This window comes from Nodosilinea sp. LEGE 06152, assembly GCF_015207525.1.
GTDB lineage: Bacteria > Cyanobacteriota > Cyanobacteriia > Phormidesmidales > Phormidesmidaceae > Nodosilinea.
This window is the reverse complement of sequence record NZ_JADEWR010000001.1, coordinates 156,152-173,358: the sequence shown is the minus strand read 5'-3', so window position 1 is coordinate 173,358 and position 17,207 is coordinate 156,152. Positions and strand designations below refer to the sequence as shown.

Annotated in this window: 15 protein-coding genes; 11 read left to right on the top strand and 4 right to left on the bottom strand. The window is 57.1% G+C overall.

Annotated elements, in window-relative coordinates; translation table 11 throughout:
• The first annotated feature begins 292 nt into the window (after positions 1–292).
• Positions 293–1,504, top strand: a complete 1,212-nt coding sequence (locus IQ265_RS00835) for an efflux RND transporter periplasmic adaptor subunit (RefSeq protein WP_347404901.1) — start codon at positions 293–295, stop codon at positions 1,502–1,504.
• A gap of 157 nt (positions 1,505–1,661) precedes the next feature.
• On the top strand, positions 1,662–4,889 hold the full coding sequence (locus IQ265_RS00830) for an efflux RND transporter permease subunit (RefSeq protein ID WP_194050317.1): 3,228 nt from the start codon (positions 1,662–1,664) through the stop codon (positions 4,887–4,889).
• A gap of 278 nt (positions 4,890–5,167) precedes the next feature.
• Here the strand turns inward: IQ265_RS00830 and IQ265_RS00825 are convergent, their stop codons facing one another.
• The gene (locus IQ265_RS00825) at positions 5,168–6,370 is read right to left on the bottom strand and encodes a bifunctional oligoribonuclease/PAP phosphatase NrnA (RefSeq protein ID WP_194050618.1); all 1,203 of its coding nucleotides are present in this window, start codon (positions 6,368–6,370) and stop codon (positions 5,168–5,170) included.
• A 271-nt stretch (positions 6,371–6,641) separates the two neighbouring features.
• Positions 6,642–7,142: an HNH endonuclease gene (locus tag IQ265_RS00820; protein ID WP_035990917.1), complete on the bottom strand. Its 501-nt coding sequence runs from the start codon at positions 7,140–7,142 to the stop codon at positions 6,642–6,644.
• Between the two features lie 212 nt (positions 7,143–7,354).
• Here IQ265_RS00820 and alr point away from each other — a divergent pair, with 212 nt between their 5' ends.
• Positions 7,355–8,560 carry an alanine racemase gene (gene alr, locus IQ265_RS00815; protein ID WP_194050316.1) on the top strand — a complete coding sequence of 402 codons (1,206 nt, stop codon included), beginning with the start codon at positions 7,355–7,357 and terminating at the stop codon, positions 8,558–8,560.
• Between the two features lie 41 nt (positions 8,561–8,601).
• Here alr and IQ265_RS00810 read toward each other — a convergent pair whose 3' ends face one another.
• On the bottom strand, positions 8,602–9,132 hold the full coding sequence (locus IQ265_RS00810; protein WP_194050315.1) for a peroxiredoxin family protein: 531 nt from the start codon (positions 9,130–9,132) through the stop codon (positions 8,602–8,604).
• Between the two features lie 141 nt (positions 9,133–9,273).
• A complete protein-coding gene (locus tag IQ265_RS00805) occupies positions 9,274–9,879 on the bottom strand; it encodes a peroxiredoxin (RefSeq protein ID WP_194050314.1) in 606 nt (201 codons plus the stop codon).
• Positions 9,880–10,788: 909 nt separating this feature from the next.
• On the opposite strand from IQ265_RS00805, the gene IQ265_RS00800 reads away from it, so the two are divergent.
• The 8 genes from IQ265_RS00800 to IQ265_RS00765 all read left to right on the top strand — a co-directional run bounded on the left by IQ265_RS00800 (position 10,789) and on the right by IQ265_RS00765 (position 17,119).
• The gene (locus IQ265_RS00800) at positions 10,789–13,191 is read left to right on the top strand and encodes a hypothetical protein (protein WP_194050313.1); all 2,403 of its coding nucleotides are present in this window, start codon (positions 10,789–10,791) and stop codon (positions 13,189–13,191) included.
• A complete protein-coding gene (locus IQ265_RS00795) occupies positions 13,191–14,021 on the top strand; it encodes a hypothetical protein (RefSeq protein WP_194050312.1) in 831 nt (276 codons plus the stop codon). Before IQ265_RS00800 ends, IQ265_RS00795 begins: the two co-directional genes overlap by 1 nt.
• A 105-nt stretch (positions 14,022–14,126) precedes the next feature.
• Complete coding sequence (locus IQ265_RS00790; RefSeq protein WP_194050311.1) at positions 14,127–14,645, top strand: hypothetical protein; 519 nt, start codon at positions 14,127–14,129, stop codon at positions 14,643–14,645.
• A gap of 14 nt (positions 14,646–14,659) precedes the next feature.
• Positions 14,660–14,950: a hypothetical protein gene (locus IQ265_RS00785; RefSeq protein WP_194050310.1), complete on the top strand. Its 291-nt coding sequence runs from the start codon at positions 14,660–14,662 to the stop codon at positions 14,948–14,950.
• The gene (locus IQ265_RS00780; protein ID WP_194050309.1) at positions 14,925–15,314 is read left to right on the top strand and encodes a hypothetical protein; all 390 of its coding nucleotides are present in this window, start codon (positions 14,925–14,927) and stop codon (positions 15,312–15,314) included. The genes IQ265_RS00785 and IQ265_RS00780 overlap by 26 nt, the downstream gene beginning before the upstream one ends.
• The gene (locus IQ265_RS00775) at positions 15,301–16,320 is read left to right on the top strand and encodes a hypothetical protein (RefSeq protein WP_194050308.1); all 1,020 of its coding nucleotides are present in this window, start codon (positions 15,301–15,303) and stop codon (positions 16,318–16,320) included. Before IQ265_RS00780 ends, IQ265_RS00775 begins: the two co-directional genes overlap by 14 nt.
• Positions 16,317–16,736 carry a hypothetical protein gene (locus IQ265_RS00770; protein ID WP_194050307.1) on the top strand — a complete coding sequence of 140 codons (420 nt, stop codon included), beginning with the start codon at positions 16,317–16,319 and terminating at the stop codon, positions 16,734–16,736. Before IQ265_RS00775 ends, IQ265_RS00770 begins: the two co-directional genes overlap by 4 nt.
• On the top strand, positions 16,736–17,119 hold the full coding sequence (locus tag IQ265_RS00765) for a hypothetical protein (protein WP_194050306.1): 384 nt from the start codon (positions 16,736–16,738) through the stop codon (positions 17,117–17,119). The genes IQ265_RS00770 and IQ265_RS00765 overlap by 1 nt, the downstream gene beginning before the upstream one ends.
• Positions 17,120–17,207: the final 88 nt, after the last annotated feature.

Here is a 17,207-nt window from a genome sequence, read left to right as displayed (position 1 = left end):
ATGCTGCCGGAAAAGATTTTAAACAGGCCGTTTGCGGCGGGCAGAGTTAGCAAAAAAATTTAGGTACAGAAACGATTGGGGGCTGCAACTGCTTTGCAGCCCCTTTGACATCGCTTACCGGCCCAAAGCAGGTTGCCTCTCCACCCGTAGGGATAGCCTCTACTGAAAGGTAGAAGCTCAGAATAAAAAATGTAAAGTAAAGTGAACGCAGCGGTTTAGGGGTTAAGACATGGCGTTTGGGCAGCTTCGAAAGGCAAGGCGCATCCCCATAGGGGTAGCAGGTTTTTTGTTGGTGGGTGGCATTGCGATCGCGACCGTTGCCTGTGGTGGGCCAGCAGAACCCACAGCCCAGGCCCAGCCTGAGCAAGAGGAAGAAGGGCCTGTCGTGGTCGATGTAGCCGAGGCCAAAGCCGCCGAAGATGCGAGCCGTATTTACCCCGGCACAACCCGTCCAGCGAGGCAAGTGTCGCTGCGATCGCAGGCCGAAGGGCGACTGCTGGGCCTAACGGCCGATGTGGGCGATCGGGTGCAGCAGGGCCAGGTGGTGGGCAACCTCGACAATGTGCTGTTACAGACCGCCGTGGGTGAAGCCCAGGCCGAGCTGGCCGCCCGCCAGTTTGAGGTCACTCAGGCCGAGGCCGAACTGGCTGATATTCGCACCTCCATCGAGGAGTCGCGGGTCAGGTTTCAGCAGGCCAGCAACGATGCCCAACGGCTCCAAACCCTGGCCAGTCAGGGGGCCGTTTCTACCCAGGAGGCCGAACAGGCTCAAACCACCCTGGTCGCCGCCGAACAGGCCCTGCAATCGTCTCAGGAACAGGTGCGCACCCGGCAGCAGGCGGTGTCAGCCGCCCAGCAGCGGGTCGAGGCCCAGCGGTCTATTCTGCGCGAAACCCAGCAGCGGCTCTCCTTTGCCAACCTCACCGCATCCCTTTCTGGGGTGGTGCTAGAGCGCATCGCTGAACCTGGCGACCTGGTACTGCCCGGCGAACCGATCTTGACCCTGGGCGACCTGTCACGGGTGCTGGTGGTGATTGAGGTCGCGGATAGTAACCTCAGCGAATTTAGCCTGGGGCAGTCGGTAGAGTTAACCATTGATGCCTTCCCCGACGAAACCTTCACCGGCCAGGTGACACGCATTTCGCCAGTGGCCGACAGCACCTCCCGCCTGCTGCCCATAGAAATCACCGTCGCCAACCCCGGTGGCCGCATCGGCAGCGGTCTGCTGGCCCGCGTTACCAGCGTGGGCAGTCAGTCTAGTGCGGTTGTCGTGCCGGAGAGCGCTCTAGAGACCGCTGAAACCAGCGATAGTCAAATTTTTGTGATTAACGAAGCCGACGGCAGCCTCGCCGTCGAAGCCAGAACGGTGCAGGTGGGCGATCGCGCCGATGGTCAAGTCACCATTCTCTCGGGCCTCACCCCCGGCGAGCAGTATGTCGTCCGCAGCAACCAGCCCCTGGAGTCGGGGCAAACCGTAGAGCTAAGTCTCACCTCTGAAGGGTAGGCGAGTAGGCAAGTAGGCGAGTAGGTGAGTCCCATACCCATCCACCCGCTACCCATCCACCCGCCCGCTCATCCACCCGCCTACCCATCCACCCGCCTACCCATCCACCCGCCTACCCATCCACCCCCCCGCCCATCCACTCCCACACCTCCTACCCATGACCCCCTCCTCCTACCCCAACAACCGCTTCAGCATCAGCGGCTTGGCCATTCGAAGGCACATTGGCACCCTCATGCTGGGGCTGACGGTGCTGGTGATGGGCTTTTTCATCACCACTCAGTTGCCCGTTGACCTGCTGCCCTCCATCACCTACCCCCGCATCGGTGTTCGAGGCGATGCCCCAGGGTTGTCGCCAGAGGTCGCCGTAGACGAAATCACCCGTCCCCTCGAAGAGGCGCTATCGGCCACCGAAGGGGTGATTCAGGTATTTTCTCAAACGCGGGAAGGGCAGATCAGCATTGACTTATTTTTTGAGCCCGGTGGCAACATTGACCAGGCGCTCAACGATGCGACCGCCGCCCTCAACCGCGCCCGCAGCTCCCTGCCCGAGACGATCGAGACCCCTCGACTGTTCAAGGCCGATCCCTCCCAGCTGCCGGTCTACGAAATGGCTCTGACATCCGCTGACCTCAGCCCCCAAGAACTGCGGATTTTCGCTGAAGAAGAACTGGAGCGAGAACTCCAACAGGTGCCTGGGGTAGCCAGTGCCGACGTGTCTGGGGGGGTTAACGAGGAGGTGCAGGTCAACCTTGACCTGCGCCGTTTGCAGGCTGCCGGTATTGGTGTGACCAATGTGCTGGATGCCCTGCGCGATCGCAACCAGGACGTGTCAGGCGGTCGCCTGCGCGGTGGTCAAGAGGAAACCCTGACCCGTCTGGTAGGCCGATTTCAGTCGGCGGACGAGATTCAAAACCTGGCGATTACGGTGCCTGGCACCACCCCACCCCAGCAGGTCTACCTGCGCGATGTGGCCACGGTTGTTGACGGCACTGAGGAGCAGCGCATTGCCGTCAGTCTCAACGGGCAGCCAGCGGTCAAAGTGAGCATTCAAAAGCAGCCCGACGCCAACACCATTGACGTGGTCAACGGTGTCAAGGCCAAACTTGACGAAATGCGCCAGTCGGGGCTGATGCCCGAAGGGCTCGACATGACCGCCACCCTTGACGAGTCGAGGTTTATCAACAACTCGATTCAAAATGTGGCCATCGCTGGTCTGACCGGGGCAGCTCTGGCCGGCATTGTCGTACTGCTCTTTTTGGGATCGCTGCGGCAGACGTTTATCATCGTCACCGCGATTCCCCTCGCCACCCTGGTTGCTCTGGTCTTGATGGGGCTGTTTGGTCTATCGCTCAATATCTTTAGCCTCGGCGGTCTAGCCTTGGGCGTGGGCATCGTAGTAGACAACTCCATTGTGATGCTAGAGAACATGGCCAATCGGGCCGAAGAGATGGAGCGATCGCGCCAGGAAGGGCGGCACAACATTCAAGAGGCCATTTTTCAAGCCGAAGCGAGCAGCCAGGAGCTAGAGAGCGCCCTACTGGCCTCGACCACGACCAACCTAGTGGCCGTACTTCCCTTTTTGTTCATTGGCGGCATTGTCTCGCTGGTGTTTAACGAGCTTATCTTGACAATTAGCTTTTCGGTGGCGGCGTCGCTGGTGGTAGCCCTCACGGTTGTGCCAACGCTAGCCTCGCGGCTGATTATGGGACGCAGTACGCGATCGCTGCAAAGCCGGGGGCCCTTTCGCTGGTTCAACAATCGCCTGGAGGGCATCACCCTGGGCTACGGTCGGCTCCTAAACCAGGTATTGCGACAGCGGCTGCTGGTCATTGCCCTGGCCCTGCTAGTGTTTGGCGGCGGTAGCTATTTCATGGTGGGTCAGATTCCCCAGGAAATTTTGCCCCGCATTAGCACCGGCCAAGCTCGGGTGAACGTAAACCTTCCTCCGGGCACTACTGTGGAGGCCAACCAGCGGGTCATGCGGGCCATTGACGAGGTGCTGCTAGCCCAGCCCGAAACCGACTACGTCTTCACCACCGCCGGGGGGTCTCTGTTCGGCACCAGCACCAACGAAAACACCCTGCGGGGCAGCAGCACCATTACCCTCAAACCTGGTACCGACACGGTTGCCTACGTCGATCGCGTGAATGCCGAACTCAGTCGACTACCCCTTCTAGAGACCCGCATCAACGTAAGTCCGGAGTCGGTGCGGGGCCTCAATCTAACCAACTCCCCAGTGCGGGCCGATCTAGATCTGGGCCTGCAGGGGGAAGATGTCGATGCCCTCTTCGAAGCTGGAGAGCAGGTGCTCGCGGCCTTAGGTGAGCAGGCGACGCTGGCCCGCTACCGCCCCGATGGCGAACCCCCTCAGGAAGAAGTACGAATTTTACCCGACTGGGCGAGAGCCACCGACCTGGGTCTTTCGTCGGTGGATATTGGCAACACCATTCAAACGGCTCTAAACGGTTCGGTGCCCACCCAGCTTCAGCGCGGCAGTCGCCTGGTGGATGTGAACGTGCAGCTAGAGCCGGGCAGCGTGCAGCGAGCGTCTCAACTTTTAGATATTCCCCTGTTTACAGAAGACGGGGCACTGGTGCAGCTCGGCGACATTGCTCAGGTAGGGCTCGGCCCCGCCCCTGGCCAAATTCAGCGCATCAACCAGCGGCAGGTCTTTTTAATCTCGGGCGACCTGGCAGATGGGGCTAGCCTGGGCGAAGCGCTGGCCGAGGCAGACGAGATCATCGCAGGGCTAGACCTGCCCGAGGGTGTGACCCGGCTGCCTAGCTCCGCCGCTGCCACCAACCAAGATCTGCAAGATTCCCTCAAAGTTTTAGGGGCACTGGCAGCCTTTCTGGTGTTTGTGGTGATGGCGGTGCAGTATAACTCGCTGATCGACCCGCTGATTATTATGCTGACGGTGCCCTTGGCCCTGGCAGGGGGAATTCTAGGTTTGTTTCTGACCCAGACAGCGATCGGGGCTACCGTCGTCGTGGGCGCAGTATTGTTGGTCGGTATCGTAGTCAACAACGCCATCATTATGGTGGAGCTGGCCAACCAGATCTACGAGGCCACAGACTGCTCTCGACGGGAGGCCATGCTGCGTGCGGCCCCCCGTCGCCTGCGACCTATTTTGATGACCACGTTTACCACGGTGCTGGGCCTGTTTCCCCTAGCGCTGGGCATTGGTGAGGGGTCTGAGTTCCTGCAACCCCTAGGCGTAGTGGTGTTTTCAGGGCTGTCGCTGGCCACAGTGCTAACGCTGTTTATCATTCCGTGCTTCTATACCCTGCTACACGGCGGCCTGGGCGGCGGCAAAAAACGGCGGGCGATCGCCACCGACGACCTGTCCGAGTCGGTCGATGCATCAGAGGTAGCGCAATCCTAGAGCGCAATCCTATATCAAGGCACTGGAGGGTTAGGAATGGCAAAGCTTGGCGAGACACCCCAACTTCTTCCTCGCCCTGGCAGCACGCTCCTTGTCCTAATCCAAGGCTTTTGAACTCGGACTTGCCCTGACTATAGCCGTTCTCTGAGCGAAGTCGTTGGTGAAGCCGCCCCAAAGGGGCTAGGGGCGGCTATGGCTGTTTTTACTGTTGAGAATGTGGCCCTAGCGGCATGGCCGACCGGAATCAAGGCCTGATTCCTGGCCTGAGCTAAAGCGCCTTAATCGGTGTTGATCATGCCTTCTTCAGGGTTGACCAGTCGCCAGAGTTTCTGCTTGATCTGGGTGTCAAACACTTCCCACTTGAGGCGGTTGTACTCGGAGTTTTCGTAGAAGCCTGACAAAAAGCCCACCGGAATTTCAAACCCGCCCGCCATCGATCGCCCGCCGCCAAAGAAGCGGCCCTCGCTGTCCTGACCAAAGGCCTCTTTAATGAACTCGTCGGGGTCGAGGGTAATTTTGCTGGTGCGCAGCGAGCCAATCACCACCTCGCGCTCCTCGTCTTCGTCGTGGACGATGCCGTAGACCACGGCGGTGTGTACGTTCTCTTCGGTGACTAAAAAGTCAGCCGCCTGGGGAATGGCGTCGCGATCGTCGTAGCGCAGATAGCCGACCCCGGCAATCGACACGTTGTTTTGTACCTTGCGGTTGCGCAGCGATCGCTCGATCACATCCATCACCCGCTTTGAGCGCGAGGCCTGCAGCACTGCGCTGAGCAGCTGCCCGTCGTAAAACTGGCTCAGGTAGGCCGCCGCCATAAAGTCGCTGGCCCCGGCGTGCATGAGCTGGTTAGTATCGGCCCGCAGGCCGTGCATGAGGGCAGTGGCGCACTTGGTGTGCTTGCTGTTGTTGCGATCGAGGTTGAGCAAGCCCTGCTGCAGGTACTGGGTCAAGATCGTCGCCGTAGCCCGAATGTGAGGTCGCAGGTCGATGTACTCAGCATCGAGCTTAGACTGGGGAGCATGGTGGTCGATCACCAGCACCAGGGGCAGCCCCGCCTCGCGCAGATGCTCGTAGAGCTGGCTGGTAGTGCCCTGGTTATCCACCAGCACCAGCCCCTGGTAGTCGGCCAGGTGAGCGCTATCGGCGGCGTTTAACCAGCGGCGGGCAGGCAAGCCAGTCAGGCGCACCAGGGCAATGTTTTCCTGGTGGCTGAGGGTGCCAGCGTAAATAATGTCGCACTCAATCTTGTAGTTGGCGGCAATCAGCTTGTAAGCCCAAGCCGACGACAGCGCGTCGGGGTCAGGAAAGTCTTGCAGCAGCACCAGATGTCGATCTTCTCGATGGGCCTCCAGCAGGCGGCGCACCGCCTGTACCGGATCGTCGGAATCGCTGTCTGGTTCGGGCCTTGGCACCAGAGAGATAGCGCTGTTGCCGTTGGGCAAGGCTACCTCTGAAACCTCGGAGTCGGAGTTAAACGTCATCATAGACATTATCCTGTGTGACAGCGCACCTGGTATTCAACTGAGCTAACTTTCCTCACCCTAGAGCTAAAGACGCCACCCAGGCAGACTGCGTTATCGTCACGATCGGACCTATCTTCACGCGACTGCTTTCGACGTGAAAGGCCCTACCGAAGCACCCCCTAGAGAGTCAACAGCGCTGTAGCTCTATGCCTATTATTACAATTTGCCGTGGAACCGACAGTTTAATGCTAACCAGAGCCAGATCTCAGCCTTAAGGCATAGCTGAGCCCTACGAAATACCAATCACGTATTTTTTCCATTCCTGATGCACCCCGCTGTGAATCTGTCGAGTCACTTCGAAGTAGAGACTGCTGTGGGGCTTACGGGGCTGGCTAAACAGCGGCATGTTGGCCTCTCGGGGGGTGCGGTTGCCCTTTTTGACGTTGCAGCGCACGCAAGCTGTTACCATATTCTCCCAGGTATCACCGCCGCCGCGCGATCGCGGCACCACGTGGTCGAGGGTCAAACCGTCGCCGCTGTAGCTGCAATACTGGCAGGTGTGATTGTCCCGCTGCAGCAGGTTTCGCCGAGTGAGGGGAATATCTTTGTAGGGCACCCGTACGTAATGGCGTAGGCGAATGACCGTTGGCAGCGGAAAGTCAGCATAGACCAACTTACCGTTATGCTCAACCCGCTCGGCCTTCCCCTTAATTACAAGCACAACAGCCCGACGCCAGCTCGTAATATTGAGCGGTTCATAGGAGGCATTGAGCACCAGAACCTTACTCATTCTTTTGCGTGGTTAATTAGCTAAAGAATATTAGACCGATGGTAGCACAGAAGCTAAATAAGGGGTTTGGCCCTGATACACTGCCCTCGGGTCATGTCCGTGGTTGGCCAGCCGAGATCTAGCGCTATGATGGGTCGCTAGTTCCCATAGGCTAACAACAAGCCCCTCAAAAGAAATCCCAGAAATAAGCCTACGGTGAAGGAGGAGTAACGATGCTGAGTTGGGAACAAACCCCAAGTCTGGCCCCCAGCCTAGAACCTATGCGCTGCTGCCGAGCCTGGGTTGAGATTAACCTGGCCGCGCTGCGGCACAACGTGCGCCAGCTCAGGGGAATACTGCCTGCCGCCACCCAGCTGATGGCGGTGGTCAAAGCCGATGCCTACGGCCATGGAGCCGTCACCGTAGCCCAGACGGCACTCCAGGCCGGAGCCGCTTGGCTGGGGGTAGCCACCGTCCCCGAGGGCATTGAGCTACGGGCAGCGGGCATTCAGGCTCCCATTTTGGTCATGGGAGCGGTCAATAGCCCCGAAGAAATGCAGGCGATCGCCCACTGGCGGCTCCAACCCACCCTGGTCAACCCCAAGCAGGCGCTGGTGTTTTCTGACACGCTCTCGGGGCTGGCAGCGGCCCGCCCGGTAGGAGTGCACCTCAAAATCGATACCGGTATGGCTCGGCTGGGGTTTCCCTGGGCAGACGCCGTCGATTTCGTCCGGTTTGTGCGGCAGCTTCCTCACCTCAAAATTGACAGCCTCTATTCCCATCTGGCCACCGCCGACAGCCCCGACCCGACTATCATGGCGCAGCAGCACCAGCGGTTTAGATCGGCGCTGGGGCAGCTTCAGCAGCAGCAGTTGCTCCCACCTCGGCTGCATTTGGCCAATACGGCAGCCACCCTGGCCGACCCCGCCCTGCACTACGACCTGGTGCGGGTGGGGCTGGGTCTCTACGGCCTTTACCCAGCTCACCACCTGCAGGCCCAGGTTAACCTGCAGTCGGTGATGCAGGTTAAGGCTCGCATCACCCATCTTAAAGATGTATCGGCTGGCACGGGTATCAGCTACGGTCACCAATACCTGTGCGATCGCCCCATTCGCCTGGCCGTAGTAGGGATTGGCTATGCCGACGGCGTGCCCCGCGTCCTCTCTAATCGGCTTCAGGTCATGGTCAAAGGCCGCCTGGCCCAGCAAATTGGCGCGATCACGATGGATCAGCTCATGCTGGATGTCAGCCACGTTCCCGACCTGCAGGAAGGCGATGTGGTTACCCTGCTCGGCTGTGACGGCAGTCACGCCATTGGTCCTGACGATTGGGCCACCATGGCTGGCACCATCAGCTGGGAAATTCTGTGCGGCTTTAAGCACCGACTGCCTCGCATTGCCGTTGAACAGCCCCTAGCCGCGACCACCTTGCCCAGCTAAACCGCGCTAAACCAAATGCCATTTAGGGCTAAATAGTTAGCCTACAGCTGCTCTAGCGCCGCCAGCAGGGCGGCGGGTAGAGCCACCGGATGCAGCAGCGAAAATAGATGACCGTAGCGCAGTCGCCCCTGGGCATCGAGCAGAAACTGAGCCGGTAGCGGTGCACCCATAGCCTGCCCCGTATAGTAGGCTCGAAAGACATCACCAGTCGGGTCGCTGAGCAGCGGTAAGTTCAGGCCAAGGTCGTCTATCACCGCCTGGGTCTGGCGCTGGGGCTGAGGACTAATCGCTAGCACCTCCGCCCCGGCATTGCGGAACTGAGCATAGGTTTCGTTTATAGCCACCAGATGAGCATAGCGCTGAGGGCTGTAGGCGATCGCCGTCGCAATGCGGCAAAACACCAGCACCACAGGCTGTTTGCCCCGCCAATTGGCCAGCCGCACGGTGCGTCCGTGGGTCACATCCCACAGGGCAAAATCAGGGGGAATTTGGCCCAGAGGCAGTTCTAAACGCGGTGGCAACGGCAACCAGTAGCGCCATCTAGCCCAGGTTATCGACGACGAAGTCAGCATAGAGGCCATCCAAAACTGCGTCAAAACTCTCCAGAAGCTATCTAGAGACCATTTTGGTATAGCCCATACGCTATCTCAGTCTTTCGAAAACAATCACCTTTGTCCTAGGCAAGCGGACCAGCGTTACCAATTGCAGCGCAACTAAACCTCGGCAAAAAACTCCCGCGCCTTGACCGGGTCGGGGGTCATGGTTCTATCGCCGGGCTGCCAGTCGACGGGGCAGACCTCATCCGGGTTCGTCTGTACGTGCTGAATAGCCTGCAGCACCCGCAGGGTTTCATCCACTTTGCGACCAAAGGCCAGGTTGTTGATGGTAGCGTGCTGCAATACCCCGTCCCGATCGATGATAAACAGCCCTCGCAAGGCCACTCCACTATCGGGGTCGAGCACGTTATAGGCGGTGCTAATATCTTTCTTGATATCAGATATTAGGGGGTAGTTGAGGTCGCCCACACCACCCATTTTGCGCTCGGTCTGAATCCAGGCCAAATGGGCAAACTCGCTGTCTACAGAGATGCCCAAAATCTCGGCATTGAGGGCCTCAAACTCGCTGTAGCGATCGCTGAAGGCCGCAATTTCGGTTGGGCACACAAAGGTAAAGTCGAGGGGGTAAAAAAACAGCACAACGTACTTACCCCGATACTCAGACAGTTTAACTATCTTAAAATCCTGATTGACCACGGCGGTGGCGCTGAAATCGGGGGCCATTTGCCCAACCCGCAAACAGCCGTCTTTCGCATCATTCATCAACTTACCCCCTCGAGGAGCGGTAAAAATGGCTCAGGCGTGATTTGAACACGCGACCAAGGGCTTATGAGTCCCCTGGCATCGCTCCTCAGGGTCAAGTATAGCAGGGGGTTGATAGCCCATGTTCCCGCTTGCGCCTAATTTGCGGCCTAGACTGCCACTTAAGCTGTTAGTAATACCCTGTCGGATAAGGCAAGATTTGAGTAGTAATTTGGCTTATTTTTAGGTGGCAAATCTATGACCGCTTTTGCACCAGCTAACCTGCCTCCCAGCGTGGACTCGCTAGAAAAGTTGGCCGTCTGGTCTCTTGGGGCTTTGTACTCGCTTCGGAAGAATGATCGCTATCAAGAGAGCGAAGCGGCCCCTGTGATTCCCGTGATCACATCCCAAGATGGTTTGGCCGCTGACAAAAAAGAGCACGTAATTTTTAGGGTTTCCTTTATACTCTCCGACGATTGGCGCTCTCAAACTACAAAAATTTGGCAAGAAGTTCAGGAGTTCCCTGGTAATACTCCTCTCCCGACATCATTCTTGCCCTAGGGAAATATTYTYATGAGCCTAGGCCAGCCGCTTAACCTAAGTTCTCCTACCCGATCGCCTGCAGCCAGGCCCGAAWRYTTTCGCTACCAGGGTCAAGATTACGTTCGTATGGGCGACGGCACCGTACTGAACTATGAAAATTATCGAAGCCGTCAGTCTGCCCTGAATCGGCAGGCGGTTTCTGAGGCGATCGATCGGTATAATCCGTCTGCCCCAAGTGAGGCTGTTCAGAGGCAGGTAGCTCGCGACRAYCAACTATTCAAGTCTCCATCCACAGGCCAGGTTGTTCCCCGCAGTCAGTTTTTGGCTGAACATAGTCGAATTAATGCTCARGCCAGGGCTGACTATGAYGCTGCGGCGCARCGYCGTATGGCTAACGTTGGCTCAGCCTGGGACACCCCCCTACCCCGCGGGGTCACTCCCGATATGCTGCCTGCTGGAAGTGGTGCGGCGGTAGCGACTCAAACTGTGGCCCCTCGGGGGGAGGCCCTTCGGCGACCGCTAAATCTTGCGGTCAAGCCACCAGCTCAGCCCCTGCTAGCCAAGCCAGAGGTTTTAGCCAGCGCCGGGGGAGGTGTTCTCTACGGCGGTGCAGCGGCGGCGGCGGCCTGGGCTGGTGGTGCTGGCTTTTGGGAGGGTGTTGGCGCTGGCATTGGTGGTGGTATAGGTGGCGGAACCGGAGGACTGGTAGGAGCTGCCGCGGGCAGTGCTGCAGGGACTCCGTTGGGAACCGCTTCGCTTCCTGTGGTGGGCACCGTTAGCGGTGCAGCCGTTGGGGGCTACATCGGCGGAGCCATAGGCACAGGCATTCTAGGTGGTATTGGTTCGTCTCTAGGCAGCGGGTTGGGCCGTTTCGTTGACGATCTGGTTCCCGACTTCTTTGGCGGCTCCGACGAGTACCCCAACGAACTCAATCCCTTCGCGATGTACGAGGGCGCGCTCATAGACCCTGGGATAGCTCCACCCTTTACTGGCGGCCAAAGTCCGGGTGTCAACTATCGAATCCGCTACAGCGTGGGAGGGGTTCCACGCGAAGGGGTGATCCCCACCATGGACGTCTACGGCCCTGTCTCCGGCCTAACGCGGCAAGAGACGCCCGGTCCCGGTCCTTTTGGTGAATCTTATGGCATTAGCTACCCCGGCACAGTAAGAACCTCTGCTGGAACCTCTGTTCAAGTTTTTTTGAATTTGGGCGGAGCCTCATTCCGATGGATCAATTCTGTCAACGGGGAAAGCGCGTTTTCCGTCACAGGCTTAACCGTCACACCTTGGTATGGTGAACCAGACACCGGGGGCGATCCACCGGGTGGAGTAGATGCGGTACGTGCTCCCAACCCAGCAAGGCAGGCTACGCCTGGCGCTGCCCCGCGCACTCTGCCGTCACCGGCACCGCAACCTACGCCAAGCGATACCTCTTGGCCAGAGACCGCGCCCCAGGACGTGCCCGATACCACGCCACTGGCTTCTCCGGCTCCGGTTCCCAACTTTTCGCCTACGCCCACAGAAGAGCCAACCACCACCACCACGCCGGAGCCAGCTCCTCAGCCCACCGACCTCGAAGCCCCTAGCGAAACCCCGTCCAATCTGGCCGAGAACCCGCTGACGCCGCCCGCAGAAGACCCGCTGACGCCAGTGGACAAAACAAAACCTACAGGTGGGCGGTCGCCTATTCTGGGCGGCCTTCCAGGTACGTTCAGCGGCTCCTCTACTTCGCCTTTGGCAGTGGCTATCCCTGTGGTACTACTCGAAGGGCTGAGGCAGAAGGTCAACACTCCCACCGCCGATCTAACCAATCGCACCCAGCCCAACCCCAGCGTGCAGGTGGTCAAACCGCAGCCAGTACAAACGGCAAATCTACCCCAGCCGCCAACCTGCATCTACGAACAACAGCGGGTGATGGACATCCAAAGCAAGGCGACCGACACCCAGCAGCGAGCCGCTAACCCGGTGAGCGGATTTCCTGGCCTGTATGGCATTGGTATTGAATCGCGTTTAAAGCTGGGCGAGACGTTTGACTTGCTAGGGAACGTGAATACTTTCATGCGTAAAGCGTGGGAGACTACCCGCATCCAAAAAGTAATTAATGCGTTGACTCTAATCACAGCCATTCATAACGCAGCAATGTTGTCACGATTCACTGGACAGACATTACTAGACGCCCTTAGTGGGGCCTTAGACCTGTTTGGAGTGGATGACGAAGAGGGAAATAGGTTAGACCTAAACGCCATGCTGGGTAAGTCCGTCGAGAATTTATTAAAGAATGTCCTGGGAGAAGAAGTCTATAACGATACAAGTAAGACTTGGCAAAAGGCTAATAGGATTGTGCAAATTGGCTCCAACATAGTTTGGAGTGTTCGCAGCATTATGGATACTAGCCTTGAGTTGGCAGAGTATATCGCCAACAATACCGGCAAGATCGGTAATAGTTTGAAACGCTTTGGGGTGATCGGTGAGAATGCTTTCCCTGACATGTCCGAGTCTGCTAGAGCACAAAATAAGTGGCGCAGAACAATAGATAGATACCAAGACGGGCTAGAAACCATAGAGAATGTTGCCGATACCGTTGAATTTGTAACTCAAGCCCCATTAGAAATAGCCAGCGAACTAGGGGAGATTCAAGAGCAAAGAGCCGATTTGAGAACAACAATTAGTGACGGAGAGCCTATCGACTACCCGCAGAATGAGCCAATAGCGACGGTGCAAGCAGAGAATAAAGAAGAGAGCATAGGGGCAGAGCCAACCGTCGAATCTAGTCAAAGGAGCGCAAGCTAATGGCCGTCAGCGCAACGCCTGAGTTCAATAGTGTTGAACATTTACAAGCCTGTGTTAGGCGCTGGTACAACAGAGAGGTGAGGAATTATTTTAGAGACTTAAACATTGATGATAATTGGAGCCCTAACCTGAATGTGCCTAGGGAAAATTTAGCTAGAGCCTGCTTACACTTAGACACTGACAACCTGGCAACAACTCATCTACGCTTAGAGCTATTTAATGAGATTAGAGGTCAGGCGCACCGCGTTCCTTACTACGGGATTCCGGTAACTAGTTTTCAGGAAAGCCGCAAATTCCAACCCCAAATTAAGCTGTTTTTTCAGGAAGACTTAGAGGATGTTGATCCAGATTATTGCCCGATTGCTGGAGAAATAGGGTTTAGGCTGATGGGCAGCGCTTCTATCACCAAGGCCCAGGCCGCAACGTTGGCTAATCGAGTGAAGCTTGCCTTCGGCAATGGTGGATCGGGTTACATATGGCGAAGAGGCAAAGACATGGCTACCTATAACGACTGGAAGAAAGGGTACGCGCTGCAAATTTTGACCCGTAGCAAGTCTGAGGCGCGAGAATTAATCGGGAAGGTGCTAGATGTCCAAAACCACAATCCTAATTGGGCCAATATGAACTACTCCGAGAACGAAGAGCCCATGGAAGCCTACCCCACCATTCCCGACCGAGACACGATTTATGGAGAGCTTCGGCGTTTACCCCGCAAGCGCCCCATTGCCAACGTAAGGTTTCAGTACGCTTTGCTCCACATACATGGAGTCGCTGCGCCAATCGTCCTTTATGACCGTAGTTATACCTACGCGGTCGCGTTGGCCACCTAGGGCCACTCCTGAATTCTGCCTGGAACCCTTTAGGGGTTCCAAGAATCGGTAAGTGCTGATTGTGCAGGCTAAAACGGGGATGAAATCACTACTGTAGGGGGCCGTATGGCTGTACCTCGTTACTATCGGGTTTTAACTGGGGCGCGTGGCATTACTGCCCGGCAAAAATATTTAGACTTTTTGGCTGGGGCGCAAGAGCGGGCGCTTGACCCTGGCGTGGGCGAGGATCGGCCTGAATCGGTCGCTCTGTACGTAAAACCGTTCGCGTTTCCGCTGCCTGCTAGCCACGTGCTGCGAGAGTCGGCATTGTCGCCCTCGTGGGAACATTGCAGAAACATCGCCCCCACCCAGCAGTTCGTTACCGCCGCTCTGGGCGATGATACCGCAATCACCATTAGGAGCTATAAGCCCGCCCGCATCATTCGGACTCAGAAAGGTCCGCGGCAAGCCCAAAAGCGCTCTGACATTACCGGCCTTCCCTACCGCCCCTATAACAACCGATCTCGTTCTATTCCGTTCGGGAAGAACCTGGCCAACGATACGGTTGCATCTGTGGGAGCTACCCTGATTGCGGCCTATGCCACCACTGGTTTTAGCGCCCGCATCACTCCAGAGCGTACATAAGGAGCAACGGCATAGTGGACTATTTAGAACCACTGCTGCCCGTCGTTAACTCTGCCGAGGGAATGACTCCGGCAGAGTTAGCAAAGGCGGTTGATAAGGCTTTGCTACGGGCTACCGTTCTCGACGAAGTGCTTCAGGGCAAGCGCGGTGAGGACGATTTTAACGACCTCCTACGCTCGGAGGACTGGGACCCTGACGAGTTTTGGATCGATGCCGAAGGCGCTGTAGATGCCTTTATTCAAGCTGGGATTGTGCCTGATTCGCTGGAGTTTTTAGAGAGTGGCTTGGTCATCCCTAGGCACTAAACAGCCGGGTTTTGAGTGGGAAGAGTTTGATTTCCCGGTGATTGGTGACGCGGCGGTTAGGATTACCCAAACCTACCAACCGAAGGAAGTTACGTTCCTCAATAAAATTCACCTGGGCGAGTTTTATGCCAACGGCGGCCACAGGTTTCTGAGGACCATCTACCCCAGCACTCTGCCCAGGCTCTACAGCTTTACGGTGCCCCCGGTGCTTGAGGAAGCCGGGTACATCCTGCGCCATTTTGCGGTCAAGCATAATGCCTATGGCGTGGTTGCGGAGGCGAACTGGACGATAAACATTGAGGTCTGGTACCCCGATGGCGCGGCAGCTCAGATGATTGATGGGGGCACCTATGACGGCATTTAGAGTACAGGCCAAGCGAACCACCGCCAGCGGCCCTCCGGCTGAACTCGAGTTTGGCGAGGTGGCCTATAGCGACGCTGACCAGCAGTTCTACGTTGGGCGGGCAAACCCCGCGTTACCCCCTTCTACCTTTGGGGCTACTGAGGCACCCCTGGCGACTGTAGCCTTTTCAGGGGACTACTCCGACCTTAACGACGCGCCCCCCGACTACGGCCCGGCGATCGCCGCCCTCACCAGCAGCGACGCCGCCCAGGGTACCGCGATCGATGGTCTGGCGGCTGATATTGCCCTGCTCGACAGTAGCCAAACGACTCAAGACCTCGCCATCGCGGCGATAGAGGCAGACGAGGACGCACAAAACGCCGCGATCGCCACCCTGGCCACCACCACCGGCGACCAGGCCCAGGCGATCGCCGCCCTCAACACCAGCCAGACGGCCCAAAATACCGCGATCGCCACCCTCCAAACCCGACCCCTCACGTACGGCTTTACCTACGACCAGCAGACAGAACCCACTACTCCAGCGGCTGGGGCCACGTGGCGCGAGCGCAGTGCCGGAGGGCTAATTTTAGGTGAATGGGAATGGTCTGGGAGTTTATGGTTAAGTGTCTCTGAATATGATTCCGGGGGGGTTCCTGAATTTGGCAACATTGCGAATAGCACTATATTTAGGGCCGCACTGCCTTTTAACTGCTTGCTTAAACGCGCCGTATTGCGTGTAGGTCGCCCCTCAACTTACAACAGCAATAGTTACTACAATTTTCAAGTTAGAGGAGTGGGGCCATCGACAACGATTTCTATAGGTTCCTCTTTTGCCGCAAACACAACTCAAATCCTTGCAACCCCTTCAGGAACGACTTTTGAAGTAGGCATAAATCTTGAGTCTGTATTTAACCCATTAGTGGGTGGGAATACTCCTCTTTTTGTCTGGACAGAAACGTCCACGTTCGGCAGTCCTAGCCAATTAGTAAGAGGTGCAGCAGTTTATTCCTACAGAAAAATTCGATGAATAGCATAACCATCCAGACCGTTGACGGCATCACTCATGGCCCAATCGAAGTAGTAAATAGCGTTCCAGAGCTTGCGGCATACTCAAACAGTGCCGCTACACAGAACGCCTTGCAAGCGGCCTACGATTCAGGAAACTGGGAGCCCTACGAGCTGCCCCAGGCCAGTCCGGAGCCACTGCCCCCTGACTGGCCAGCTTTCCGGCTGGCGCTGCTTCAGTCGGAATCGTTTAGAACGTGGTCAGAGGCACTGCCCGACAGCTGGCGCGAAGATCTCAAGCTGGCGGCCATAACGGCCAATGCTGAGGCGCTGCAGAGCATTTATGGCTATTGCAAAACTCTAAATCTACCGGGCCACATGGCCGCATCAGGGTGGCAGCAGATCGCTAACGAGAACCGAATACCCGTGAAATTCTGATGACCATTGACCCGGTTGTGTTTACCCTGATTGGTTCTATTCTGGCTATTTCGACGGTGCTAATTACCGTTGTGCGGTCGATCGATGCTCGCTTTGCTATGGCGAGGGCACAAATTACTGACCTAGAGGGGCGTTTAGCACTGGCGACTGAGCAGCTGGCCAGGGGGGATGAACGGCAGGCGACACGAGAGGCGGCTCACTGGGAGATGGCCGACTACCGCATCAATGCCAACAAAGAGTTGATAGAACATCGCACTAGCCGGTTTACGACTGAGCTGAGCCGAGTGCATGACGATTTGAGGCAGCGAATTAAGGATATTGAGAGCTATTTAGACAAGACGACCGATTTTACGATTCGGGCGGCGGTGCGACCGAAGGCCTAGTTGATTTGGCCTAACTGTAGGTTTTGTACGAAATTGCCCATTAGAGCAGTCTCGAATAATGGGCATGTTTAATAGGTAGCGCTGCAAG

What these genes read in the sequence shown, in the direction of transcription:
- IQ265_RS00830 (WP_194050317.1), top strand. Translation starts at nt 1,662, where the DNA reads ATGACCCCCTCCTCCTACCCCAACAACCGCTTCAGCATCAGCGGCTTG.
- IQ265_RS00825 (WP_194050618.1), bottom strand. Translation starts at nt 6,370, where the DNA reads ATGACGTTTAACTCCGACTCCGAGGTTTCAGAGGTAGCCTTGCCCAAC.
- IQ265_RS00820 (WP_035990917.1), bottom strand. Translation starts at nt 7,142, where the DNA reads ATGAGTAAGGTTCTGGTGCTCAATGCCTCCTATGAACCGCTCAATATT.
- alr (WP_194050316.1), top strand. Translation starts at nt 7,355, where the DNA reads ATGCTGAGTTGGGAACAAACCCCAAGTCTGGCCCCCAGCCTAGAACCT.
- IQ265_RS00810 (WP_194050315.1), bottom strand. Translation starts at nt 9,132, where the DNA reads ATGCTGACTTCGTCGTCGATAACCTGGGCTAGATGGCGCTACTGGTTG.
- IQ265_RS00805 (WP_194050314.1), bottom strand. Translation starts at nt 9,879, where the DNA reads ATGAATGATGCGAAAGACGGCTGTTTGCGGGTTGGGCAAATGGCCCCC.
- IQ265_RS00800 (WP_194050313.1), top strand. Translation starts at nt 10,789, where the DNA reads ATGGCTAACGTTGGCTCAGCCTGGGACACCCCCCTACCCCGCGGGGTC.
- IQ265_RS00795 (WP_194050312.1), top strand. Translation starts at nt 13,191, where the DNA reads ATGGCCGTCAGCGCAACGCCTGAGTTCAATAGTGTTGAACATTTACAA.
- IQ265_RS00790 (WP_194050311.1), top strand. Translation starts at nt 14,127, where the DNA reads ATGGCTGTACCTCGTTACTATCGGGTTTTAACTGGGGCGCGTGGCATT.
- IQ265_RS00775 (WP_194050308.1), top strand. Translation starts at nt 15,301, where the DNA reads ATGACGGCATTTAGAGTACAGGCCAAGCGAACCACCGCCAGCGGCCCT.
- IQ265_RS00770 (WP_194050307.1), top strand. Translation starts at nt 16,317, where the DNA reads ATGAATAGCATAACCATCCAGACCGTTGACGGCATCACTCATGGCCCA.
- IQ265_RS00765 (WP_194050306.1), top strand. Translation starts at nt 16,736, where the DNA reads ATGACCATTGACCCGGTTGTGTTTACCCTGATTGGTTCTATTCTGGCT.